We start from the raw sequence: 23,587 nt of genomic DNA on the forward strand, positions 1-23,587 counted from the left end.
ACAAATTATTCGTTCAACAGCTTATTCAGAAAATCGTCAAACTCTTTGTCGATCCGTTCCATAAAATCATTCTCGAGCCTTACGATAGAATCATCCTCAATGACTAACAGTTCTTTTTGCACGACAAAATTTTCATCGGCAAGACTGATCGAAAATGGCTTGTAAAGATCCAATGCGCCAAAACGGTCTTCATCATCGAATTTTGTCACCACTTCACTCAGTGCATTTTCTATCTCAGTATCATCATCCAATTCTACCCAAGCTTCTACTAAAACCTGAGATAACAGATTCTCTTCATCATCATAGATCGACAATTCTCCGCTATCCTTATCTACAACCAAATAGATGTCCGTCAGGGAACTTCCTGCGTAATCGTTCTTGAGGTTGTCTATAGCCTCTGCCAGAGCATTAGCAATTTCTTTGTTCGCTTTTGTTGCCATTATGTCAATTTCTATTAAGCTCGGAGAGCTTTTTTATTGTTAATATTTTCTCTTATTTCGACAAAAGAGATCTGAAGCTCAGTCTTATTTCTGTTTCAGCAACTTATAGTACTGCGCATCGTCCCGAATTATCTCAAGACCTTTGGTAAAGATAACACTTTCGTCGTTTATTAACTGAAAATAAGATGACATGTCATATAAATCGCGAGCCATAGATGATTTGATCCGGCGTTTCAATAAATCTTTTGACCGGTCAAACTGATCTTCTTTAAATTCAATTTTCGATTCGGTAGCCATTTTCACCAAATCATCCAACAAGTCATTCGAAACCACATATTCCTTCTTGAATTTATCTATTGTCGGATATTTTTTCAACAAACCTTTACGGTTTGCATCAACCTGATTCAATGCCAACCTGTAAGTTAATCCCATTGCATTAACACGTCCGCTGTAATCGGTATATTCAGTTGTGTCCATTGGCACAAAATAATCAGGCATGATACCTCCGCCTCCATATACAATACGCTGGTTTACCAACGTCTTATATTTCAAAGAATCAGGAAAATGGATACTATCCGCATTCATCATTTCCCCTCTGTTATAACGATCTATCAGATCTTTATTATACAAATCCTGATCGCCGTTTACATAAGGTTTTTGTATACATCGGCCGGTAGGCGTATAATAGCGGGCAACCGTAAGTCTGATCATCGAACCATCAGGCAATGGAAATTGGCGTTGTACCAATCCTTTACCAAATGTACGCCGTCCTATAATCAGCCCTCTGTCCCAATCCTGAACCGCTCCGGATACAATTTCACTGGCCGAAGCAGAACCTTCGTCCACTAAGATAACTAATTTTCCGGATTCGAACATCCCTTTTTCGGTTGCAACATCACTCGACTTAGCCTGATGTGTTCCTTCCATGTAAACAACCAGTTTGTCTTTTCCTAAAAACTCATCTGCCAATTCTGTTGCGGCAGTAAGGTACCCTCCGCCATTACTCTGTAAGTCGAGAATAAGATCCTGCATCCCCTGAACCTTCAGTTTTTCAAGAGCCAGTCTGAATTCTTCGACCGTAGTTGCTCCAAAACGGCTCAGACGGATATATCCTGTTTTTTGATCTACCATATACGACGCATCGAGACTGTAGATCGGTATTTTATCTCTTATAATCTGAAAGACAATCGGCTCAGAAACACCTCTTCTTGCAACCGAAACTTTGACTTTTGTTCCTTTGGGTCCCCTCAATCGTTTCATGATATCCTTTGTGCTCATATTGACTCCGGCTATAGCTGTATCATTTACTGCAATAACCCTGTCTCCGGGCAATAAGCCGACACGTTCGGAAGGACCGTCTGCTATCGTTTCTATCACATACAGAGTGTCACTCATCATATTAAATGAAATACCAATCCCATCAAAATTACCTTCCAATGGTTCATTCATTTCAGCAACAGCATCTGCATTCAGATAGGATGAATGAGGGTCGAGTTCCTTCAAAATGGCAACAATAGCATCATCCGCCAGTTTTTCGTCATCTACCTGATCAACATACATCCGCTCTATAAGTGTCATGGTTGTAGCCAGTTTACGTGTACCCTGACTCATACTGAACTGAGCAGATAAATCACTGTATGCAAACAATGTAAACACTACAACTAATAGCAATATCTTTTTCATGTACCTTCTTTGTGTTTTTATGCAAAGAAGTCAAGTAGAAGACTCTTACTTGACCTCTTGATCTGATATAATATTTATCTAGTAACTCTATTCAAGTGAAACTTTCTAATCGTTTATGTCAATATTAATTCCTTCAGGCACGAAGTCTGAGATGTCGTGATTGAAACGCATTAATTGGCGGACAATGGTCGAACTTATATGGGTGTACTCCGGTTCAGTAAACAATACAACGGTTTCTATTCCGGATATCTTACGATTCATATCTGCAATTGTCTTTTCGTATTCAAAGTCATTTACAGAGCGTATCCCTCTCAGGATAAAATCAGCGTCGACTTCTTTAGCAAAATCCACGGTAAGACAATCATAGGAAGTAACCGATACTCTGGATTCGTTTTTATATAAAGAACGAATCATATCAATACGCTTTTCCAACGGAAAATAGCTTTGTTTAGTATCGTTAACCCCAATAGAAATAACTATTTCATCTACAATAGCCAACCCTCGGCGAACCAATGATGCATGACCTATTGTAAACGGATCAAACGTACCGGGGAAAATAGCTTTCTTCATCATAATTAAGACCTCTATTGCAGATATTAAAATTGATCAAATAACAGATATGACAAACTTTGGCAGTCTTGTTTACCAAAGCTAAAAGGTCTGCAACCTTAGTTTGCCATGTCCGAAATAAACTTAATCCTTACTAGACGAATTTCATCTTCAGTATAAGTTCCTAACTCATTTATTGCATCTTCCAGATCATCCGACTCTGCTTCCTGGAAATAGTCGAATATATCGGCCATATGGTCTTCATCGATTACTTCTTCCAGAAAATAATCTATATTGATTTTAGTTCCGGAGTAAACAATTGCTTCCAGTTCTGTCAACAATTCAGAGAATTCAATACCTTTCGATTCGGCTAAGTCATCCAAAGCTACTTTACGGTCAATACTTTGAACAATGGCTACCTTCATCTTCGATTTGTTGGCAACTGTTCTGACACGTAAGTCTTCAGGACGTTCTATTTCATTTTCTTCAACATGTCGTTTTATAATCTCAACAAACTCCGCTCCATATCTTTTAGCCTTACCTGCCCCTACTCCGGGTATATTTTGCAGCTCATCGATACTTGTAGGATAGATTGTTGCCATCGCTTCCAAAGAAGGATCCTGAAATATAACATAAGGCGGCACATTCAATTTTTTAGACATCTTCTTTCGAAGATCTTTCATGATTGAAAACAAAACCGGATCTACAGCCGAACTTCCTCCGCCACCTTTGATAATTACATCTTCATCGTCTTCATCTTCCTCATCGGCATCCTGTGCAATTTTGAAAGATACAGGTTTCTTCAAAAAGTCCTTGCCTTTTTTGGTTATTTTCAGAAGACCGTAATTCTCGATATCTTTATCCAGATAACCGGCAATCAAAGCCTGCTTAATTACAGCATTCCATGTGTCTTCGTCTGTTCCTTCACCGGATCCGAATGCATCCAAATCCTGATGTCCGTATGTTTCTATTTCAGAGGTTTCTTTACCTCGCAGGAAATTGATAACATAATCTGTTTTAAATTTTTCTTTTAATGCTAATACAGCTTCTATCGCTGTTAATAATAAATCTTGAGCTTCCACTTGTTTTTTAGGGTTTATACAATTGTCACAATTACCGCAGTTATGCTGATTATATTTTTCGCCAAAATAATGTAATAGAACAATTCTCCGACACAAGGCTGTTTCGGCATAAGCCGCAGTCTCAAGCAAGAGTTGTTTGCCTATTTCCTGTTCTGCCACAGGTTTCCCCTGCATAAATTTTTCGAGCTTCTGCAAGTCTTTATACGAATAAAATGCAATACATCGTCCTTCTCCTCCATCACGACCGGCACGGCCGGTTTCCTGATAATAACCTTCGAGGCTTTTGGGCATATCGTAATGTATCACATACCTGACATCCGGCTTATCAATTCCCATTCCAAAGGCAATGGTAGCCACGATGACATCAACTTTTTCCATCAGGAACGCATCCTGATTATCAGCTCTGGTACTAGCGTCCAATCCTGCATGATATGCCAATGCATTAATATTGTTAGCCCGCAATATTTCAGCGAACTCTTCTACTTTCTTTCTACTCAAACAATATATAATGCCGGACTTTCCTTCTTGAGATTTTATATATTTAATAATGTCTTTATCGACATTATCGGTTTTCGAACGAACTTCGTAATACAGATTTTCCCTATTGAATGAAGATTTGAATACTGTTGCATCCAACATTCCCAGACTCTTCTGGATATCATGCTGCACTTTGGGTGTAGCTGTTGCTGTCAGAGCAATAATAGGACGTTGTCCTATTTCATTTATAATAGGGCGTATACGCCTGTATTCGGGTCGAAAATCGTGTCCCCACTCCGAGATGCAGTGAGCCTCGTCTATCGCATAGAACGATACCTTGATATGGTGTAGAAAATCAATATTCTCTTCTTTTGTCAAGGATTCGGGCGCAACGTATAACAATTTTGTTTTTCCGGCCAGAACATCATTTTTAACCTGCTCAATAGCCGCTTTATTCAGTGATGAATTTAAGAAATGGGCAACCCCGTCTTCTTCGCTGAAATTACGCATTGCATCCACCTGATTCTTCATTAAGGCAATCAAGGGAGAGATAACAATGGCTGTGCCATCCATAAGTATAGCGGGCAACTGGTAACAGAGGGATTTACCTCCACCGGTCGGCATAAGAACAAAGGTATCTTTTTCCGCCAAAATATTTTGGATGATAGCTTCTTGGGTTCCCTTGAATTTATCAAATCCAAAATGTTTTTTCAGATTCTCAATTAATAAATCTTCTTTTTTTGGCATAGTAAATCAAATCGATCTAAAATAACTCGGGTAAAAACTACTATATCTAATATTGAATAATTGCTTTTACTAGATACGAAGATAGCGTCTTAACCGAAAATTCCAATAAAAAAAAGATTTATTTTAATTGAAAAAATGATTTATTCGTGAGAATTTTTCAAACGGTCTAAGTGTGAGCTTTCTAAACGCTGTACTGCATAAGGTTTTGTCACATGTAAACTTTTATCTCCTGTAGATGGGATTTCAAACATCGCATCTATCATTATAGTTTCCACTATAGATCTCAATCCTCTTGCTCCCAGTTTGTATTCGACAGCTTTATCGACTATATAATCATAAACATCATCGTCGAAAGTCAAAGCAACCCCATCCATATCGAATAATTTTACATACTGCTTAATAATAGAATTCTTCGGTTCGGTAAGAATTCTTCTCAAAGCATCACGATCCAAAGAGTTCAGATATGTAAGAATAGGCAAACGTCCGATTATTTCGGGTATCAATCCAAAAGATTTCAAATCCTGAGGAATAATATACTTCAACATTTCATTTCTGTCTATATCTGCATTTTTTTGAGCAGCAGCATATCCAACAACACGAGTGTTTAAACGTTGTGCAATTTTACGTTCTATTCCGTCAAACGCTCCCCCGCAGACAAACAATATATTCTTGGTATTTACAGCAATCATCTTCTGATCGGGATGCTTGCGTCCTCCCTGAGGTGGAACGTTTACCACAGAACCTTCAAGTAATTTCAACAAACCCTGCTGTACTCCTTCGCCACTTACATCACGGGTTATTGAGGGATTATCTCCTTTGCGAGCTATTTTGTCTATTTCGTCAATAAACACAATTCCACGCTCGGCAGCAGCTACATCGTAATCCGCAGCTTGCAATAGTCGAGTCAAGATACTTTCGATATCTTCTCCGACATATCCGGCTTCTGTCAAAACGGTAGCATCTACAATCGCAAAAGGCACATGAAGCAGCTTTGCAATTGTCCTAGCCAGTAACGTTTTACCTGTACCGGTAGGACCAACCATGATTATATTAGACTTTTCAATCTCTACATCATCTTCGCTTTTTTCCTGCAGCAATCGCTTGTAGTGATTATATACCGACACCGATAGATAACGCTTCGCATCATCCTGCCCGATAATATACTGATCGAGGAAATTTTTAATTTGCTGCGGATTGGGTAGATTTTTTCTATCCAACACCTCTCCCGCCCCTTTTCCGGAGCTTAAAGAATCTTTCACGATCAAATACGCCTGATCCACGCATTTATCGCAGATATGAGCCGAAATACCCGAAATCAACAAGTTGACCTCACTTCCTGCACGGCCACAGAAACTGCAAAAATCGTTTGCTCCTTTTTTAGCCATATTCTTTTCTATAAACAGTGCTGTAAATAACTAGCATTACGACAGCACCAATACTTTACTTTATAAAACCTGCCTGTACTCTAAATAACTGTTAGCAATTTATCCGAAAATCTGTTTTAAAATTTAAACGAATAAATCCCCCAGCAGTTACTAAGAAAAGACTACCCATGAAATCCATAGGTAGTCTTTATTCTTAATACTGACAGAATATCTTCATTATTTATTTCTAAGCAATACTTCATCTATCATTCCGTACTCTTTGGCTTCTGTAGAGTTCATCCAATAGTCACGATCCGAGTCTTTCTCGATCTTTTCTATCGGTTGTCCCGAATGATCCGATATTATTTTATATAATTCCTGCTTAACTTTTCCTATTTCTCTGGCTGTTATCTCTATATCCGAAGCCTGTCCCTGAGCTCCTCCCAGAGGTTGGTGAATCATCACACGTGAGTGCTTCAAACCGAAACGTTTTCCTTTTTGTCCGGCAACCAACAATACAGAAGCCATAGATGCCGCCATACCTGTACAGATTGTAGATACATCGCTGGCAATAAACTGCATGGTGTCATAGATTCCGTAACCGGCATAAACCGATCCACCCGGAGAATTGATATAAATAGATATATCTTTTCCTGAATCTGCCGAATCCAGATACAGCAATTGAGCCTGAATCACATTCGCTGTATAATCGTCGATTTGTGTACCCAGAAAAATAATACGATCCATCATCAAACGTGAGAATACGTCCATTTGAGCCACATTTAGCTGACGTTCTTCGATAATAGTGGGTGAAATATAACTGCTTGTTATATTCATATTGCTCACACTATTCATATATTGATCGAGTGCCAACCCGTTCATCCCCATGTGCTGGGTTGCATATTTTCTGAAATCTTTCATAATTATTATCTCTTTTATTGATTCTGAGTAAAGACTACAAATCTCGTGCCTAAAACTCTTAATACTGAAAGAAAACAAAAAACCTTTGTCTGAATAAAGAAAATAGACAAAGGTTTCTTTTATATTAAACCTTTTATAGAGGAGAATTAAGCTTCAGTCTGTTCAGTTTCGAAAAATTTTTTGAATTCGTCTAAACTTATCTCTTTTTCATTCAATGTAATCAGAGATTTCAGGCATGCGGCAATTTTTTCTTCCATAGCCTTATCTACCAAATTACGAGAAGTCTCTTTATTCTTCAACATTTCATTTGCATAGTTTGCCAAAACATCATCGGGCATACCTACCATTCCGTATTGAGCAAATTGTACTCTTGCAGCCTGCATGGCAACATTGCGAACATCAGCCTCTTCTATTTTAAGATCATTATCTTTCGCCAATTGTTCTTTGATCAAGTGAAATTTCAGATCTTCCAGAATTTTTGGGTATTCAGCATCTAAAGATTCTGCTGTTTTTTCGCTTCCGGTTGTCAATAACCATCTCTTCAAGAATGCATCAGGAAATGTAAGATCCCCTACTTTATTTTCTAATAATGCACGAGCATCTAATAAAAATTTGTAATCGCTATCGGGTGCCAACTGAGAAGATAATGACTCTTTGATTTTATCTAAAAATTCAGCCTCTGTCTTCACAGTACCCTCACCAAATACTTTATCGAATAAAGCCTGATCCAAATCTGCTTCTTTGTAACGAGTGATTTCTTTCACGGTAAACATAAACTCAGGAGCAATAGCTTCTACTGCATCTTTATCTATGTGAAGGAATGAAGCTATTTCTGTTTCATTGCCATCATAAGCTTTACCCGGATTGAATACAATCTGAGCTTCTTTCTTCACATTGGCAAATTTAGCTTGTTCTTCTTCATCTTTCATATAAGACGGCATAAGTACTGCACCTTCAACGGCTATACCTCCGGCTTTAGGCGTACCATTTTCTAATTCTACCACCTCGCCTTTAAGAAGGTCTGTTGGTTTTGCGTCTTCTTCTACAGTCTCATATTTACCGTAGTTAGCTTTGTAAGATGATATTTGTTTTTGAACTAATTCTTCATCGATAGCGATTTTGAAATAGTCCATTTTATCTTTCTTAGTCAAATCAAGTTTGATTTCCGGAGCCAAAGCTATATCAAAGAAAAATTCATAATCTTCTTCTTTAGCGAAATCAACAGGTTGTTGTTTTTCCTGATTGGGAAGTGGTTCACCTAATATATTCAGTTTATTTTCCTGTATATAATTATAAATACCTTCTCCTACCAATTTATTTACTTCATCGGCCAAAATAGATTTACCGTACATTTTTTTCACCATTCCTACAGGCACAGTACCCGGACGAAATCCCGGTACATTTGCTTTCTTACGGAAAGTTTTAACCGCTTCGTCTACCTTTACCTGATAATCAGCCTTCTTTACTTCAATCTTAAGGATAGCATTTACACTATCTACACTTATAAGAGATGTATCCATCTTTGGTCTTTTATTTATAACTTTTATCTAATTAATTCGGTGTAAGAAAAATCAAGATTTATAACGACTTACCGTACACTCAACTTTTTTAGTGGTGCAAAAATAGTTTATATTATTCCAATATTCAAATTTATTTCCTTTTTTCACAGGAAAGATGCCGTTCCCTTTTTTGCCACAAACAATAGTTTATTCCACAACAAGTTAACCCGGGTATTAATCGGAAATCCGATAATGACACAATACCCACTCAAAAGGCATACAGCTGTGGTTTTCTCCTAAAAATCATAAAAATAAACAAAAAATACCTATATTTGCCGATGCATTGAAATATATGCATTTTGAGTCTTAGTAAAATTCTGCACTTTATGATGAAAGATAAGGGAGATGAAATTAGCTTAGAAGCTAGTATCCCTGAAATATGGGCACTTCTGGATGACAAAGAGCGAGAAATAGTAAAAGAGAACGCTAAATTAGTCAGCTACAAAAAAAACGAAATCATTTATTGTGAGGAAGAAATCCCCAAGGATTTGATGTGCCTACTCAAAGGAAAAGTCAAGATTTTCAAAAACGGAGTTGGTGGCAGAAGCCAGATTATCAGAATGGTAAGACCTGTTCAGAATTTTGGCTACAGAGCATTCTTTGCTAAAGAACCTTATGTTACCAATGCTTCGGCTTTTGAAGCATCTACACTTTGTTGTATTCCAATGGAAATAATAGAGGCTTTAGTATTGAAAAACACCAAATTGGCCATGTTTTTCATCATTGAACTCTCTACCGATCTAGGTATAGCAGATGAACGTGTTGTAAGCCTTACCCAAAAACATATACGCGGCAGACTTGCCGAATCGCTGGTATTCCTTCTCGAAAGCTACGGACTGGAAGAAGATGGAGCCACAATAAGTATATATCTATCACGTGAAGATCTTGCTAATCTTTCGAACATGACCACATCCAATGCTATACGTACATTATCGACATTTGTCGACGAGCGTATTATTTCGCTGGACGGGAGAAAGATCAAAATCATTGACGAAGAAAGACTTCGAAAAATCAGCAAAATAGGATGATTGCATCTATAATACGTAAATACCTTGATCACAAATTCAAGGAAGTAGACTATTTTATACAACACCCTTTTCAGTCACAAGAGAAAATACTTGAATACCTGATCCAATCAGGGCAAAATACATTTATCGGACAAGAATTCAAATTCTCATCCATCAAAAACAAAGATGATTTTCGTAAGCAGGTTCCTATCTTTCATTATGAAGATATGAGACCTTATCTCGATAAAATAATCGTTGACAAGCAACAGAATATACTTTGGAACAAACCCGTTAGGTGGTTTGCAATGTCTTCGGGTACAACTCAGGACAAAAGCAAGTACATTCCGGTCACTCAGGAGTCTCTAACTAAGAATCATTACCGTTGTGGCGAACAAATGCTTGCCATATATGCAAAAAGTAATCCTCAAACCAAATTCTTTCTGGGGAAAACACTGGTACTGGGAGGAAGTAAGCAGATCAATCATATCGGTGACGGGATTTTCACGGGAGACATTTCGGCGATACTTATCAAGAATCTGTATTTCTGGGCTAAACTAAGCCGTACCCCCGAAAGCATTTCATTGCTGCCCGATTGGGAAACTAAACTGCAAGCTCTGACCGACTATGCTATAAAGAATGACATAAGAGCATTTATGGGTGTTCCTTCATGGCTCTTGGTTTTACTGAAAAAGATAAAAGCCGATACAGGCAGGGATCTTACCGACCTTTGGCCTAATCTCGAAGTATTCTTTCATGGCGGAGTCAGCTTTACTCCTTTCGAAGAGCAATACCGAAAGCTCATCAACAAACCGTCTATGATGTATTGGGAAACATACAATGCATCTGAAGGCTTTTTCGGAGTACAGTTCTCCAGACAATCGAAAGATATGCTGCTGATGCTGGACTGCGGAATATATTATGAGTTTCTGCCTATTAATGAAATAGATTCGCCCAATCCGCAGACATTGACTCTCGAGGAAATAGAAACAGGACTGAATTATGCAATTATAATCTCGACCAACGGCGGCTTATGGAGATATATGATAGGTGACACAATAGAGTTTACATCTACATCGCCATATCTTTTCAGAATAACAGGACGCACCCGTAACTTCATTAATGCTTTTGGTGAAGAAGTTATAATCGATAATGCAGAAAAAGCATTATCGGAAGCTTGTCTGGCTACAGGAGCAGTAATAAGTGAATACACGGCAGCCCCGATATATTTCGGCGATAATTCGGCTGGGGCTCACGAATGGTTCATCGAATTTGAAACTCAGCCCGACAGCCTTGATAAATTTACGGAAGTATTAGATAACAGCCTGAAAAAAGTAAATTCGGATTATGAAGCTAAAAGATCGTACAATCTCTCGCTTCAAATGCCCAAAGTCAGGGTTTTGGCTGCCGGAACTTTTTACAATTGGATGAAGTCTATAAACAAAACAGGCGGACAAAATAAAATCCCCAGATTATCAAACAACCGGGATTATGTGGAAAGGCTGATCGCTTTTATTACAGAAGATAAAGACTGATAACATATTTTGATATACCAAAATAACTTAAAAAAAAGACTTTTTTTTCGAAATATAAAAGCTTTACTTAAATTTGTGCCCTAAAGGTCTAGGACCTTCTTATTGCTTTGGCTGATCAAACAGCTAAAAGTTGTTATAAACTAGAAGTATATCATTGAATACTTTTTTTACATAAAAGAATGAAAATAAAGATCTTTTTTGCTTTCTTGCTTACTCTGCTCATTACTAGTTCGTGCGGCGAGTACAATAAAATACTGAAAAGTACCGACTACGAACTGAAATATACTTATGCAAAGAAATATTTCGATGAGAAAAAGTATGGAAAGGCTTCTACTCTGTTAGAAGAGTTAGTTCCGATATTTAAAGGAACTTCACATGCCGAGGAATCGTTATTTTTATTAGCTCAAAGTTACTTTTACAATAAAGATTATACTACTGCCACTCAATATTATAAAGCATATTGCAATACATATCCAAAAGGAGATTATACTGAGCTGTCGAGATATAATGCTGCATACGGACTTTATCTTGATTCGCCGGATGTACGCCTCGACCAGACCAATACATACAAATCGATGCAGGAGTTCCAAACATTCCTCGAATTGTATCCTCAAAGCGATAAAGTACAGCTAGCTCAGGAATACTTATTCGAAATGCAGGAAAAACTGGCACTAAAAGAATTGATGGCATGCCGTTTGTATTTCAACTTGGGTAATTATATGGGTAACAACTACGAATCATGTGTCGTAACTGCCAGAGAAGCAATAAAAACATACCCATACTCGAAATACCTCGAAGAATATCAGGTTCTGATCTTGAGATCAAGATATGAATTGGCTAATCAGAGTATAAATGAGCGTAAACCCGAACGTTATAGAGACGTTATTGATGAACAGTACAACTACTTGAATATGTTCCCCGAAGGAAAATATAAGAAGGAAGCCGAAAGATATCATAAGCAGGCTTTAAAAGCAATTGGACAAAACACTGACAATTTGTCAATAAGTCCAGAAGAAACAAAATAAGGATTCTATCCTTTTATTTAGAACAGAAAGTAAATAATACAATCTGTTACACTTACAAAATCAATAAGAAGGTCTGAGACCTTAATAGAAATAACAAAATTCATTATATAGCGATTTTAAATAATTATGGACTACAAAAAAACGAATGCACCGAGTAATACGGTTACAAGAGATATGATGAGCCTCTCAGCTGATACTGAGAATGTATACGAAACTGTAAGAATTATCGGTAAAAGAGCCAATCAGATAGCTGTAGAAATGAAACAAGACCTGGATCGTAAGCTACAGGAATTTGCCTCATATAACGATAATCTGGAAGAAGTATTCGAAAACCGCGAGCAAATAGAGATCTCACGCTACTACGAAAAACTTCCTAAAGCGGGACTTATTGCTGCACAGGAATATACTGAAGGCAAAATCTACTATAGAAACCCGAATAAGGATAAAGACAACTTCTAATGATACAAAGAATACAGTCGATATATTTATTAGTTGCAGCCATTTTAATGGCTGTAACTGTTTTCAGTCCTTTAGCTTTTTTGGCTGATGGAGCAAACGGATATTTTATATACCGATGCTTAGGCTTCTTTGAAAACGGAGTTGGATCAAGTTATCCGACATGGGGTGTTATAGGAGTGGTATCGTTAACAGCGGTACTCACTATAGTCTCTATATTTCTCTATAAGAATAGAAAGCTGCAAATAAAACTTTCATATGCAGCAATAGCAGGAATCCTGGCTTCTTATGGAACTATCTATACCTACCTGCAAACAGGTATGGCTGCTACATCTTCAACGTTAGTGAATGTAAAATACGGAGTTATCCTACCCGTTATAGCACTAATCTTTATCGTTCTTGCTATAATAAAGATAAAAGCAGACGAAAAACTGGTACAGTCGCTCAATCGAATAAGATAAGGTAATTATCACTTATATAGACAGAAAAGGAGGAAGTGAGATTCCTCCTTTTTTTATTTCAACACTATCCCATATTTTTTCTTCCCGTTAATCTTTATAACCAAAGGGTCTGAGAACCGGACATGTCTCAAATACTGAGATTCGAAAACTGCAGGTTGGTTATTCAGGTACTCTTCGTCAAAAATACCATCATCTTTCAAGTAAGGATTGACAGTGAAATACCCTACCCCGAAAGAGGTCAGATTCTGAAAGAAGTGGGTTCCCTGGCTTGGCTCTATCCTATAATTTTCAAGCCCCGACTCAACAAGCAAACGTGCATTACTCACATGAGGCCATTTAACAGGTATTCCCAGCCAATAATCGCTGCTGCCCCATCTGCCGGGCCCTACCAGAATATAACCTTTATCATTCTCGGCAAACTGTTTATTAAGTTTTTCTATTTCATAAGCGACAAACTGATTGTTCGCGGCATTGAAACTGTCAGATTTTACGTATATAATATCGTATACATCGTCAATTATTCCATTTCCTAAAGCGTTTTTCGAAACCAGAATAGTTTCATCTTCAGGTATCACCGATAGGTCTTCGGTCATAGCTTCTTTATTCTGCACAATAGGACGTATCTGCAACAGATAAAATTGGGCTTCATCTTTGCTCTTTATATTTACGGCAAACTCTATTTCTATAGCCCTTCCCATTTCTTCCTGACCGATACGCAGTACTTTTTGAAGTGATTCCGGGAACGGAAAGAGGTCGTGCTGCAATATATTAGCGAATGAAATGATCTTCCGCCCTCCTTCATAAAAGCCGTCATAAATAACCTGATCCATGGGATCGAAAGTGGACACAATATATTGTAGAGAGCCATCCTGCACAGCATCCGACACATTCACTTTCAACAGATTAAAGCCATCGTTTACCGAAAACTCACGGTCGGTATCTTCCATATCCAAGGCATAAAACTGACGCTGGGTATCACGCAAAGCAAAGTCCATTGTACTTAATTGCAGTATATTATTTGGATGATAGGGTGAAAACCGCAGAGTTGTTCCCCCATCTACAATATACTTACCTAAGCCAAGGGCAATATTGGCTACACCTTCCTCTGCCTTTTCATGCCCTATAGGATAAAAATTGAGAGAATGGGCAACCCCTGACATAGTCGGATAAAAACGGTTACCGTATTTAGTCCCTACAACTTCCTGAAGAACAATTCCCATTTTCTCCTGATCTATCAGATTTTGAGTGGCAGTCATATATGCCTTACTATCTCCATAAAAGACAGATGCATATACCGACTTCACGGCATCATTGATAAGCTTCAACCGCTTTTCCTTATCATACAGATCGGGAATCATATAAGTAGCATATATGCCGGCAAACGGCTGATAATAAGAATCCTCCAGCAAACTGGACGAACGGATGGCGATAGGTGCATGTACAGCCTCGAACAAAGCCAGAAAGTCATCATTTAACCGTTCCGGTAGTTCGGCTTGCAGAAAAGCTTTTAAGATATCTTCATCCGAAGCTTCGGACAAAGCAATCGGATAAAGGTTATTGCGATCCATATACTCATCGAATATATCAGTACACAGGACTACTGTTTTAGGCAAAATCACAGGAAAATTCAGATTATCATTCAACTCCATGTGTGTTTTCACAATATTACCCAGAAAAGCTAATCCACGTCCTTTTCCTCCCAATGACCCTTTTCCGATACGTGCAAAATTGGAAAATTCATCGAAACGGTCTTTTTCAAAGACTGCGATAACTCCCGAATTCTTGATCCTTCGGTATTCTACAATCGCATCATAAATAAATTCGCGCGCTTCGTTGATATTTATATCCTTCACATCTATTTTTTTCAGAGCTTCGGCAATCGGAAACATAGCCCTCGAATACAGAAAACGTGAAAAATGATTATGAGACATGTGATATACCAATGACTTATCGGGTATGATCTTTATTGACCGCTGAAGATCCTTCAGGTTTCTGATTCGCAATATTTCCTCCTGAGTATCGGGATCAATAATGATAAAATCGCCAAAACCAAACTGTTCTACAATTCTGGCTCGTAAATCCAAAGGATACCGCTTCGAGTTCTTATCTATAAATGAACAATTCAGATCTTCGGCATACTTTTGATTTGCTTTTTCCGACGAATTAAAAATCACGGGAAGAAAACGATCCTGCTCCTTAATCCATTTAGCCAGATAATAACCAGCCAAACGCTCCTTAACCCCACTTTGCATATAGCTCATATCCGTTACCACCCCAAGCATATTATTTTTGTAACGAGTGTAAATATCAGCAGCTTCTTCATAACTTCTGGCTAGCAATATTTTGGGACGTCCTCTCATTCTCAATGTCTGTTGGTGCTCATTGAGAGCCTCTTTCGAAAACTCCTGAGATTCTTCCAATACAATCTTAAACAATGCCGGTAAGGCAGAAGAATAGAAGCGAACTGAATCTTCAACCAGCAATATAATCTGCACCCCGACCATCTCTGTATCGTGATCGACATTCATCGCATCTTCTATCAATTTGATAATGGCTAACAGTAAATTGGAATTTCCCATCCAGCTGAAAACATAGTCGGCAAAAGACAAATCTTCTGTTGACAATCTTTTGGATACCTCTTTCGAAAAGGCTGTCAACACAATCATCGGGATGTCCTGATACTGGCTTTTGATATTTCGAGCCAATGTGAACATCTCGTTGTCATCCATATTAGGCATAAATATAACCAGCTCGTAATGATTTAGCTTCAGACATTCATAAGCATCTTCTTCGGTAGACACCTGTGTAAAACGGGGCGGATAACGTAAACTCAGAGACGTATACTCGTCAAAGATCTGCTCATCCACACGTCCGTCCTCTTCCAATATAAATATGTCGTATTTGGTGGCAATAAGTAATACATTGTATATCCGTTTGTTCATCAAACTTGCAAACGAAGTGTCTTTAAATCGGTATTGTTTTATATCCGGAATATTCTGCATGTATAGTTTTTTTTAATTCTCAACTTTCAAAAGTTTACAAAGATCACTAGTCACTGATTCCTCCTTATAGATAAAATCAAAATATAAGCAACGTCCTCATTACTTTTTATCACAAACGGAACCTTCCAGCAAGATCTGTGACCTTAAAGATATTATATTATCGGTGAAATCTAAATTTCAAAAGTCAATTATCCATAAATATCTGCGTTTACTTAAACCGGAGACGCATACAGCTGTTATATATCGTATAAAATATAAAAAGATGGCAAAACAACATATTAAGCTTAGTGTATTAGATCAATCTCCTATCAATAAAGGAAAAACCTCAACAGATGCATTAAATGAAACAACCCGTCTGGCGGAACTTACCGACAGTCTGGGATATACCCGATTTTGGGTTTCGGAGCATCACAATGCCCCGACTCTGGCCGGCAGTACACCGGAAATACTGATTGCCCATCTGGCAAATCACACGAAGAAAATGCGGATAGGATCAGGAGGAATCATGCTGCCTAACCACAGTTCGTTGAAAGCAGCTGAAAGTTTCCGTCTGCTCGAAGCTCTTTATCCGGGACGTATCGATATGGGAATAGGACGGGCTCCCGGTACAGACCGACTGACAGCATCGATATTAAACCCGACCAACAAATTCGATGAGCAGGACTTTATACAACAGCTATACGACCTCAGTGATTTTTTTCACGATTCGCAAGAGAGCGGATCTGTATCTCAAAAAGTAAAGGCGATCCCTGTTACAAAAACAGTACCTCCGAGGTGGCTGCTTACCTCCAGCGGCGAAAGCGGGCTTATTGCCGCTCATTTCGGACTGGGACTTTCCTATGCACAGTTTATCAACCCGTATGTCGGAGCAAATATCATTCAGGGATACAGACGTAATTTCAAGCCGTCATCAGACTTAAAAGAACCTCAAGCCAATGTAGCAATCTTTGTTTTCTGCAACGAAGACGAAGAGGTCGTAAAACGCCAGCAGGCTCTCATGGACTATCGGTTTATTCAACTCGAGAGAGGAGGAAATCTGGTTGCCGTACATTATGAGGACATTATAACAATGCCGTACACAGAATTCGAAAGACAACGGATACAATACAACAGAGGGCGTACCATTATGGGAACACCGGAAATAGTGAAGAAAAAGCTCACAGCCTTAGCCGAAACTTACGATATAGATGAAATTATGCTGGTAACGTATGCTGAAAAGATAGAAGACAGGCTTCACTCGTATGAATTACTTGCCAAAGAGTTTAATATCAGCGAGTAAAGATATTTATTTGTTATTTTCTTCTCGCTGCTCCCTTGCATACTCGTGAGGGAGTATAATTGCGGTATAAAGAATCAGAATGGCTCCGATAAACATAGCCACCACCCATTCGTTCATTTGCTCGAACATCAGGTAAGTAGCAACAGCCATTGCTATCACACCGAAAACACGGATAGAAGCCAGACGCTTCCCCCTCATACTTTTTCCGGGATAAGGAGAGGTAAATATCCCCCACCCGAACCCAATGACACCGACAGCCATAGTACAAGCAGCAACAAAAGGATTGAACAAATACACACCGGCTGCCAATAGAATGAGCAGAGCCGATATTTTAAATACAGTATCTTTTATTTTGGCTGATTTATCTTTATTCATAGTTAGACGGGACTCATTCCACAACGAATACTTCTTCGTTGTCTTTTTTCATTTTATAGTTTTCACGGGCAAACTTTTCGATATTGTCTTTATCAGACTTCAGCTCGTTCAGTTTTTGTTTATCTGTTTCTATCTTTTCTTTGTAATAATTGATCTGTCCTTTCAGATCGCTGATCTCAAGATCGTAGCTGAACCGAGCAAAAATAGTACTATCACTGATTATAAAACAGCAAACCAACAAAACAAGGATAAAAGCCAGTTGTACTTTTGTAAACTTGCTTAATATATATTTTCCTATTTTTTTCAACTGTTCCATAATCTTACACTTATTGAGTAAACAGACTTATATGCAAATATAGAGATATTTGATCAGATTGCTGATGATATTAGGTTGCTTTTTGCTCAAAAGAAATTTTTTCATGTAGATTTGTAAATCTCAGCTCATAACGACTGATGGGACAATAGATGATAAAAGAAACCGACATAGTATCTAAATACAAATCGTACCTGCTTCTGGAAAAAGGATTATCCAAAAACTCAATCGAAGCATATACCGATGATCTGCTCAAGCTCATAAATTATCTCGATAACGAAAATCTCAAGCTTCAGCAGGTTACATTGGATGACTTACAACAGTTTGTCAGTCAATTGTACGATTTAGGAATCAATGCACGGTCGGTCGCCCGTATATTATCCGGAATACGGTCTTTCTTCAATTATCTGATTCTTGATGGTTATTTGCAGAACGATCCGTCTGAATTACTCGAGACGCCCAAAATAGGACTAAAACTCCCGACGGTACTGTCATTACAGGAAATCGAACAAATCAAAAACAGGGTTGATGTATCAACAAAAGAAGGTCACCGCAATAGGGCTATTATAGAAGTTCTATACAGCTGCGGACTACGTATATCGGAACTGATCAACCTGAAGTTTTCGGATATGTTTCTCGATGATGGATTTATTCGAGTCGAAGGTAAAGGCAGCAAACAACGACTTGTGCCCATATCGGAGATTGCAATAAAAGAAATAGGGAACTACTTACTCGACAGAAAATTGTACGACATCAAAAAAGGATCAGAAAATGTAGTTTTCTTAAGTAAACGAGGTACACCTATATCACGAATTATGGTTTTTCATTTTATAAAACAGTATGCACAAGAAGCAGGTATTCAGAAAAATATCAGTCCTCATACTTTTCGGCATTCATTCGCTACTCATTTACTTGAAGGAGGAGCCAATATCAGGGCTATTCAGCAAATGCTGGGACACGAAAAAATAACAACAACGGAAATATACACTCACATGGACAGGGAATATTTGAGACAGGAGATTATTGAACATCATCCGCGCAATATTGATAAAAGATAAGAGATATAGAAAAAAATAAAGAACTCGTCAATTGAAGGTTATTTCTCTCAGTTATACTTAAATATCAAAGTACAGTAGACATAAAACGAAACAAAACAGGCGATAATAAAAAGAATTTGAAATGCAAAAATTTTCGATTAGACATAATTTATCTAAATTAGAGCCGTTACTTATATAATCTAAATATACTTTTGATGATTAGAAAATACAAAGCACACCCTTGGCATGGGATAAGTCTGGGAGATGAAGCTCCCGAAGTGGTCAGAACTTTTATAGAAATAGTTCCGACAGATACTGTAAAATATGAAATAGATAAATCGACCGGCTATTTATGTATAGACCGTCCTCAGAAGTACTCGAATATCATTCCTGCTCTTTACGGTTTTTTGCCGCAAACAATCAGTGGTCCTCGTGTAGCAGAACTAAGTAACGTCAGATTGAGCCGTACCGATATTGTCGGAGACAGCGACCCTATCGACATTTGTGTTCTAACAGAGAAAGACATCACACATGGAGACATCATTGTAAAAGCACGTCCCATCGGAGGATTCAGATTGATAGACCACGGACAGGCGGATGATAAACTGATAGCCGTTCTGGATAATGACGCGATTTACAGCAACTATAAAGATATTAGCGATGTGCCGTTACCGATCATTGAACGCCTGAAACATTATTTTACAACTTATAAAGATATACCCGGTGATACGGAACGCAAATGCATATTAACTCATGTGTACGATGTAGAAGTTGCGTATGAAGTTATAAGAAGATCAATCGAAGACTATAACGAAAAGTACGATATTTGTAATATGTAAGGTCTCAGACCTTTTTATATGACAAATATCGTACTTTATTGTATTTTTGAAAAACAGTCTTAATACCGATATACAATATCAACAGCATCAGACAAAGACATTGATCCGGGACTAATGCCCAGCTCACCTTCCGGAACAGGCAACTGATGCTTTTCGAAATATTTCGACCAGCCTTCGGTTGTTTTTCCGGTTTTGGAATCTTTAAATGTCATCGGAGCCAAGTGAAATACTTCAGTTCCATTATTAGCCAGTTTCAGTGTTTCATATATAAGCTCGGTACAATAATAATTGTCGTTACCTAATATAAAACCATAATCGTACACCTTTCCTAAATGAGTAAAGCCGATCTTCAATGCTTCGGGTATTAGCGGCTGATATTCACTTTTCAACCGTCCGACAACAGATCTGGGTGTAGAACCATTACTCGATTTTGTATAAAGATACTCATTGATAGGAGTCAGAACCAGTTTAGGCGTGGTAGCCTCTAGTACAAACACACTGTCGTTATCATCAATATAAACCATCCCAACATGTGTAAACTGATAACCATCGAGGCTGGTTGTCACTTCCTGAATCGATTTCTCGAGATTACTTACTCCTGAATCCTGAAAAATCAGGTCTCCATTTTGCAATTTGAACTCCTGCGCTCCGGCATAACCCGAAAAGAACAGCGAAAACACCAATATAGTTATATAATATTTCATTGTTTAAAGTATAAATTCAATCTATAGAACCATACTTTGTGCTTTTTGTTCACACAGCAGTACCTTTATTTATCCAAATACTCTTCCGTCTCCTTTGCAATATAAATTGGACGCTTCTTGGTCTCAAGATATGTTTTAGATAAGTACTGACCTAAAATACCCAGACAAAGCAACTGTATTCCTCCTATAAAGAAGATACCGCAAATCAGAGAAGGATAACCTGCTACGGGTTCACCCCAGAGTAATGTTTTGGCAATAATATAGAAAGTCCAGCAGATAGCGATAAGGAAAAGTACAATACCGACGATAGAGGCGATAGCCAAAGGACGCGTAGAGAAAGCAATAATTCCTTCTATGGAATAAAAGAACAATCCCCAGAACGACCATTTGGTTTCTCCGGCTACACGTTCAACATTTTCGTAAGCAATCCATTTAGTATTGTAACCAACCCAGCCAAATATACCTTTCGAAAAACGGTTATACTCCTTCAATTCTAAAATGGAATTAACCATCTGACGAGTCATCAAGCGAAAATCCCGGGCGCCGTCCACAATCTCGGTATCGGATATCTTATTAATCAACTGATAAAACTGCCGTGCAAAAAACGATCTTATTACAGGCTCTCCTTTACGGTCGACACGCCGTGTTGCCACACAGTCATAATCTTCGTTTTGCAGCGAATCATACATTTCCGCCAACAAGTAAGGAGGATCCTGCAAATCGGCATCCAGCATGGCGACATAGTCTCCGGTCGATGCTTCCAATCCGGCATAGATAGCTGCTTCTTTTCCAAAATTGCGAGAAAAAGAAACGTAACGTACACGAGAATCTTTCTTTCTCAGGTCACGTATAACTTGTAGTGTTTTATCCCTTGAACCGTCATTAACAAAGATAAACTCGAATTCTTGTCCGCTCATCCGCTCTGCAACTTTTACCAACTCCTCATAAAGGAACGGCAAAGCCTGCTCTTCGTTATAACACGGAACAATTGTTGATATTTTATCCATTTGCCTTAAACTTATTTTTAAGTAAAATAATCGTATTGAAAACGTTTAACAGAAAAGCAAAACGTTGCTTTATCATCCAAATCATCAGCTGCCCCTTCCATCCCAGCCGTTCGGAGGTCATTCGACCTGCCGCATCTCGGGTTTCGGTACAACATATTATTTTTTTCACATTCCGGTATCTTGTTCGGAATGAATTTTGGTTATTCGAAAAGTACTCCTGATTTACAGAAGTTATTACCCTCAATATACAATCGTTTGCCAGACGTTGGTCTGCTTCTCCGACAAAAATACTATTTTTATTTTTTATGTATAACTCTTTCAGGTTTCTAAGAAAAATAAGTTCCTGATCCCATCGCTGCGGATCATACCGATTCGACAGCGATTCATCATTCACTTCATAATGATAAAACACATCCTGCACGAATAGCATATTACCGGCAAACAGCATTGAAGATATAGTAAACAAACGGTCTTCGCATCGCCTCAGCCGTGTATCGAACCTTATCTTGTACTGTTCTATCAGTTCTCTTTTAAAAAGATGAAGCCATAAGACTCCGAGAATAAACATCCCTCCGAATTTTTCGGAACCAATCATCGGTAATACGACCTCTTTTTCAAAAAGATCCCCATCATAAACCCCTTCAAAGGGAAGCCTGTTAATTATCTCTCCTTTCCGAACGGCATTAAAACGTATTATATCAGGATTCTCTGCGGACAAATACTCTGTCAATTTCCCGTAAGTATCCGATTCAATCCAATCGTCCGGATCAATAAAGCTTATATAATCGCCCGTGGCTATCTCTAGTCCGGCATTACGAGCAGACGATACTCCACTATTCGGTTGATGAATAACCCTGACTCTCTGATCTTGTAAGGCATAATTATCACAAACAGAGGGTGAACTATCCGTTGACCCGTCATCAATCAAAATAATTTCCAACTCCTTATATGTCTGATTCAAGATAGAATCGACACACCGGGTCAGAAACTGTTCCATATTGAAAACCGGAACTATAACGGAAATACGTTGCTGCATTCTATTTGTTTTTTAGCTGCTTATATATTGCTTCTGCTATAAAAAAATCGTCTACCCAGTCTATATCGAAAGCAGCAATATCACTGTTTTCGAAAAGATAAGGCTTCTGCCCTATTCTATCGTTCAGATTCTTATAAACGGTTATATCTGCGAGAAAAATTCCGCTATCGACCTCAAACAAAGGTTCAATTGTTTGCGTCCGAGGCCATTTCTCTTTCTGCCTGTCGTAATTTACCGCTCCGCTTTTATTCCAGATAAAAGTTCGCAATGCCATTACCGACATCAAAGAATCATAATCAGCTCCCGACAAAACCTCTTTATATTTTGATATTGCTTTAGCATACAACTCCGCATCTATAAACGGCGAAGTTACATGTGTCCATAAAACAGCACCTTCGGTAATTATTTGGGGTACATATTTAACCAGATCATCAGTAGATGCTGACGAAGTCGCCAGATGTTCGGGACGCCGATCTATCTGTATTTTAGCGTTTGATAATGATTCTGCAATATGTATCACCTCATCGTCATTAGTCGACAGCACAATTGTATCTATCTCCTTACAAGCTATAAGCTGATCGAGTTTTATCCTTAATAATCCCCCCTCAATACCTGCAAAAGAACGGGTATTTTTATGCGGAACACGTTCACTTCCTGCACGGCATGGTAAAAAAGCAGATATTTTCATTTTG

General features: G+C 38.3%; 22 protein-coding genes. 8 read left to right on the forward strand and 14 right to left on the reverse strand.

What is annotated here, in order from left to right; genetic code table 11:
- Positions 1–5: 5 nt before the first annotated feature.
- From K322_RS0102360 to tig, 7 genes are all read right to left on the reverse strand, one after another.
- Complete coding sequence (locus K322_RS0102360; protein WP_051290585.1) at positions 6–440, reverse strand: hypothetical protein; 435 nt, start codon at positions 438–440, stop codon at positions 6–8.
- A gap of 84 nt (positions 441–524) precedes the next feature.
- Positions 525–2,123, reverse strand: a complete 1,599-nt coding sequence (locus K322_RS0102365) for a S41 family peptidase (protein WP_026625423.1) — start codon at positions 2,121–2,123, stop codon at positions 525–527.
- 105 nt (positions 2,124–2,228) lie between these two features.
- A complete protein-coding gene (gene coaD, locus K322_RS0102370) occupies positions 2,229–2,693 on the reverse strand; it encodes a pantetheine-phosphate adenylyltransferase (protein ID WP_026625424.1) in 465 nt (154 codons plus the stop codon).
- Positions 2,694–2,791: 98 nt separating this feature from the next.
- Positions 2,792–4,978, reverse strand: a complete 2,187-nt coding sequence (recQ, locus tag K322_RS0102375; RefSeq protein ID WP_026625425.1) for a DNA helicase RecQ — start codon at positions 4,976–4,978, stop codon at positions 2,792–2,794.
- Between the two features lie 140 nt (positions 4,979–5,118).
- Positions 5,119–6,363 carry an ATP-dependent Clp protease ATP-binding subunit ClpX gene (gene clpX / locus K322_RS0102380; protein ID WP_026625426.1) on the reverse strand — a complete coding sequence of 415 codons (1,245 nt, stop codon included), beginning with the start codon at positions 6,361–6,363 and terminating at the stop codon, positions 5,119–5,121.
- Between the two features lie 216 nt (positions 6,364–6,579).
- A complete protein-coding gene (clpP, locus tag K322_RS0102385) occupies positions 6,580–7,263 on the reverse strand; it encodes an ATP-dependent Clp endopeptidase proteolytic subunit ClpP (RefSeq protein WP_026625427.1) in 684 nt (227 codons plus the stop codon).
- Between the two features lie 146 nt (positions 7,264–7,409).
- Complete coding sequence (gene tig, locus K322_RS0102390) at positions 7,410–8,783, reverse strand: trigger factor (protein WP_026625428.1); 1,374 nt, start codon at positions 8,781–8,783, stop codon at positions 7,410–7,412.
- 365 nt (positions 8,784–9,148) lie between these two features.
- On the opposite strand from tig, the gene K322_RS0102395 reads away from it, so the two are divergent.
- From K322_RS0102395 to K322_RS0102415, 5 genes are all read left to right on the forward strand, one after another.
- Positions 9,149–9,850, forward strand: a complete 702-nt coding sequence (locus K322_RS0102395) for a Crp/Fnr family transcriptional regulator (RefSeq protein ID WP_026625429.1) — start codon at positions 9,149–9,151, stop codon at positions 9,848–9,850.
- On the forward strand, positions 9,847–11,361 hold the full coding sequence (locus tag K322_RS0102400) for a GH3 auxin-responsive promoter family protein (protein ID WP_026625430.1): 1,515 nt from the start codon (positions 9,847–9,849) through the stop codon (positions 11,359–11,361). Before K322_RS0102395 ends, K322_RS0102400 begins: the two co-directional genes overlap by 4 nt.
- Positions 11,362–11,540: 179 nt before the next feature.
- Positions 11,541–12,386, forward strand: a complete 846-nt coding sequence (locus tag K322_RS0102405) for an outer membrane protein assembly factor BamD (protein ID WP_026625431.1) — start codon at positions 11,541–11,543, stop codon at positions 12,384–12,386.
- Between the two features lie 126 nt (positions 12,387–12,512).
- A complete protein-coding gene (locus K322_RS0102410; RefSeq protein ID WP_026625432.1) occupies positions 12,513–12,845 on the forward strand; it encodes a DNA-directed RNA polymerase subunit omega in 333 nt (110 codons plus the stop codon).
- The gene (locus K322_RS0102415) at positions 12,845–13,303 is read left to right on the forward strand and encodes a DUF4293 domain-containing protein (protein WP_026625433.1); all 459 of its coding nucleotides are present in this window, start codon (positions 12,845–12,847) and stop codon (positions 13,301–13,303) included. Before K322_RS0102410 ends, K322_RS0102415 begins: the two co-directional genes overlap by 1 nt.
- 53 nt (positions 13,304–13,356) lie before the next feature.
- On the opposite strand, the gene K322_RS0102420 is transcribed toward K322_RS0102415, so the two are convergent.
- Positions 13,357–16,305: a PEP/pyruvate-binding domain-containing protein gene (locus tag K322_RS0102420; protein ID WP_026625434.1), complete on the reverse strand. Its 2,949-nt coding sequence runs from the start codon at positions 16,303–16,305 to the stop codon at positions 13,357–13,359.
- A 262-nt stretch (positions 16,306–16,567) separates the two neighbouring features.
- Between K322_RS0102420 and K322_RS0102425 the strand changes: the two genes are divergently transcribed.
- Positions 16,568–17,584 carry an LLM class flavin-dependent oxidoreductase gene (locus tag K322_RS0102425; protein ID WP_035331135.1) on the forward strand — a complete coding sequence of 339 codons (1,017 nt, stop codon included), beginning with the start codon at positions 16,568–16,570 and terminating at the stop codon, positions 17,582–17,584.
- 6 nt (positions 17,585–17,590) lie between these two features.
- Here K322_RS0102425 and K322_RS0102430 read toward each other — a convergent pair whose 3' ends face one another.
- Positions 17,591–17,959, reverse strand: coding sequence for a hypothetical protein (locus tag K322_RS0102430; protein WP_026625436.1), 369 nt, complete (start codon positions 17,957–17,959; stop codon positions 17,591–17,593).
- 13 nt (positions 17,960–17,972) lie between these two features.
- Positions 17,973–18,275, reverse strand: a complete 303-nt coding sequence (locus K322_RS0102435; RefSeq protein ID WP_026625437.1) for an FtsB family cell division protein — start codon at positions 18,273–18,275, stop codon at positions 17,973–17,975.
- Positions 18,276–18,424: 149 nt separating this feature from the next.
- Between K322_RS0102435 and xerD the strand changes: the two genes are divergently transcribed.
- Both xerD and K322_RS0102445 read left to right on the forward strand, forming a co-directional pair.
- Entirely contained in the window at positions 18,425–19,330 is a 906-nt protein-coding gene (xerD, locus tag K322_RS0102440; protein WP_026625438.1) for a site-specific tyrosine recombinase XerD, read from the forward strand.
- 194 nt (positions 19,331–19,524) lie between these two features.
- On the forward strand, positions 19,525–20,148 hold the full coding sequence (locus tag K322_RS0102445; protein ID WP_051290587.1) for an inorganic pyrophosphatase: 624 nt from the start codon (positions 19,525–19,527) through the stop codon (positions 20,146–20,148).
- Positions 20,149–20,207: 59 nt separating this feature from the next.
- Here the strand turns inward: K322_RS0102445 and K322_RS0102450 are convergent, their stop codons facing one another.
- The 4 genes from K322_RS0102450 to K322_RS0102465 form a co-directional block, all read right to left on the reverse strand.
- Positions 20,208–20,852 carry a YiiX/YebB-like N1pC/P60 family cysteine hydrolase gene (locus K322_RS0102450; RefSeq protein ID WP_026625440.1) on the reverse strand — a complete coding sequence of 215 codons (645 nt, stop codon included), beginning with the start codon at positions 20,850–20,852 and terminating at the stop codon, positions 20,208–20,210.
- 65 nt (positions 20,853–20,917) lie between these two features.
- Positions 20,918–21,859 carry a glycosyltransferase family 2 protein gene (locus K322_RS0102455; RefSeq protein ID WP_026625441.1) on the reverse strand — a complete coding sequence of 314 codons (942 nt, stop codon included), beginning with the start codon at positions 21,857–21,859 and terminating at the stop codon, positions 20,918–20,920.
- On the reverse strand, positions 21,852–22,895 hold the full coding sequence (locus tag K322_RS20090) for a glycosyltransferase (RefSeq protein WP_051290589.1): 1,044 nt from the start codon (positions 22,893–22,895) through the stop codon (positions 21,852–21,854). The genes K322_RS0102455 and K322_RS20090 overlap by 8 nt, the downstream gene beginning before the upstream one ends.
- A 1-nt stretch (position 22,896) precedes the next feature.
- Positions 22,897–23,583: an acylneuraminate cytidylyltransferase family protein gene (locus tag K322_RS0102465; protein WP_026625442.1), complete on the reverse strand. Its 687-nt coding sequence runs from the start codon at positions 23,581–23,583 to the stop codon at positions 22,897–22,899.
- Between the last annotated feature and the right edge of the window lie 4 nt (positions 23,584–23,587).

The sequence above is a fragment of the Indolivaga capnocytophagoides DSM 22835 genome, assembly GCF_000426485.1.
In the GTDB taxonomy this organism is placed as follows: Bacteria; Bacteroidota; Bacteroidia; order Bacteroidales; family Dysgonomonadaceae; genus Dysgonomonas_A; species Dysgonomonas_A capnocytophagoides.

Bases quoted from the DNA above. Each gene is read 5' to 3' on its own strand.
- K322_RS0102360 (WP_051290585.1), bottom strand. From the start codon at position 440: ATGGCAACAAAAGCGAACAAAGAAATTGCTAATGCTCTGGCAGAGGCT.
- K322_RS0102365 (WP_026625423.1), bottom strand. From the start codon at position 2,123: ATGAAAAAGATATTGCTATTAGTTGTAGTGTTTACATTGTTTGCATAC.
- coaD (WP_026625424.1), bottom strand. From the start codon at position 2,693: ATGAAGAAAGCTATTTTCCCCGGTACGTTTGATCCGTTTACAATAGGT.
- recQ (WP_026625425.1), bottom strand. From the start codon at position 4,978: ATGCCAAAAAAAGAAGATTTATTAATTGAGAATCTGAAAAAACATTTT.
- clpX (WP_026625426.1), bottom strand. From the start codon at position 6,363: ATGGCTAAAAAAGGAGCAAACGATTTTTGCAGTTTCTGTGGCCGTGCA.
- clpP (WP_026625427.1), bottom strand. From the start codon at position 7,263: ATGAAAGATTTCAGAAAATATGCAACCCAGCACATGGGGATGAACGGG.
- tig (WP_026625428.1), bottom strand. From the start codon at position 8,783: ATGGATACATCTCTTATAAGTGTAGATAGTGTAAATGCTATCCTTAAG.
- K322_RS0102395 (WP_026625429.1), top strand. From the start codon at position 9,149: ATGATGAAAGATAAGGGAGATGAAATTAGCTTAGAAGCTAGTATCCCT.
- K322_RS0102400 (WP_026625430.1), top strand. From the start codon at position 9,847: ATGATTGCATCTATAATACGTAAATACCTTGATCACAAATTCAAGGAA.
- K322_RS0102405 (WP_026625431.1), top strand. From the start codon at position 11,541: ATGAAAATAAAGATCTTTTTTGCTTTCTTGCTTACTCTGCTCATTACT.
- K322_RS0102410 (WP_026625432.1), top strand. From the start codon at position 12,513: ATGGACTACAAAAAAACGAATGCACCGAGTAATACGGTTACAAGAGAT.
- K322_RS0102415 (WP_026625433.1), top strand. From the start codon at position 12,845: ATGATACAAAGAATACAGTCGATATATTTATTAGTTGCAGCCATTTTA.
- K322_RS0102420 (WP_026625434.1), bottom strand. From the start codon at position 16,305: ATGCAGAATATTCCGGATATAAAACAATACCGATTTAAAGACACTTCG.
- K322_RS0102425 (WP_035331135.1), top strand. From the start codon at position 16,568: ATGGCAAAACAACATATTAAGCTTAGTGTATTAGATCAATCTCCTATC.
- K322_RS0102430 (WP_026625436.1), bottom strand. From the start codon at position 17,959: ATGAATAAAGATAAATCAGCCAAAATAAAAGATACTGTATTTAAAATA.
- K322_RS0102435 (WP_026625437.1), bottom strand. From the start codon at position 18,275: ATGGAACAGTTGAAAAAAATAGGAAAATATATATTAAGCAAGTTTACA.
- xerD (WP_026625438.1), top strand. From the start codon at position 18,425: ATGATAAAAGAAACCGACATAGTATCTAAATACAAATCGTACCTGCTT.
- K322_RS0102445 (WP_051290587.1), top strand. From the start codon at position 19,525: ATGATTAGAAAATACAAAGCACACCCTTGGCATGGGATAAGTCTGGGA.
- K322_RS0102450 (WP_026625440.1), bottom strand. From the start codon at position 20,852: ATGAAATATTATATAACTATATTGGTGTTTTCGCTGTTCTTTTCGGGT.
- K322_RS0102455 (WP_026625441.1), bottom strand. From the start codon at position 21,859: ATGGATAAAATATCAACAATTGTTCCGTGTTATAACGAAGAGCAGGCT.
- K322_RS20090 (WP_051290589.1), bottom strand. From the start codon at position 22,895: ATGCAGCAACGTATTTCCGTTATAGTTCCGGTTTTCAATATGGAACAG.
- K322_RS0102465 (WP_026625442.1), bottom strand. From the start codon at position 23,583: ATGAAAATATCTGCTTTTTTACCATGCCGTGCAGGAAGTGAACGTGTT.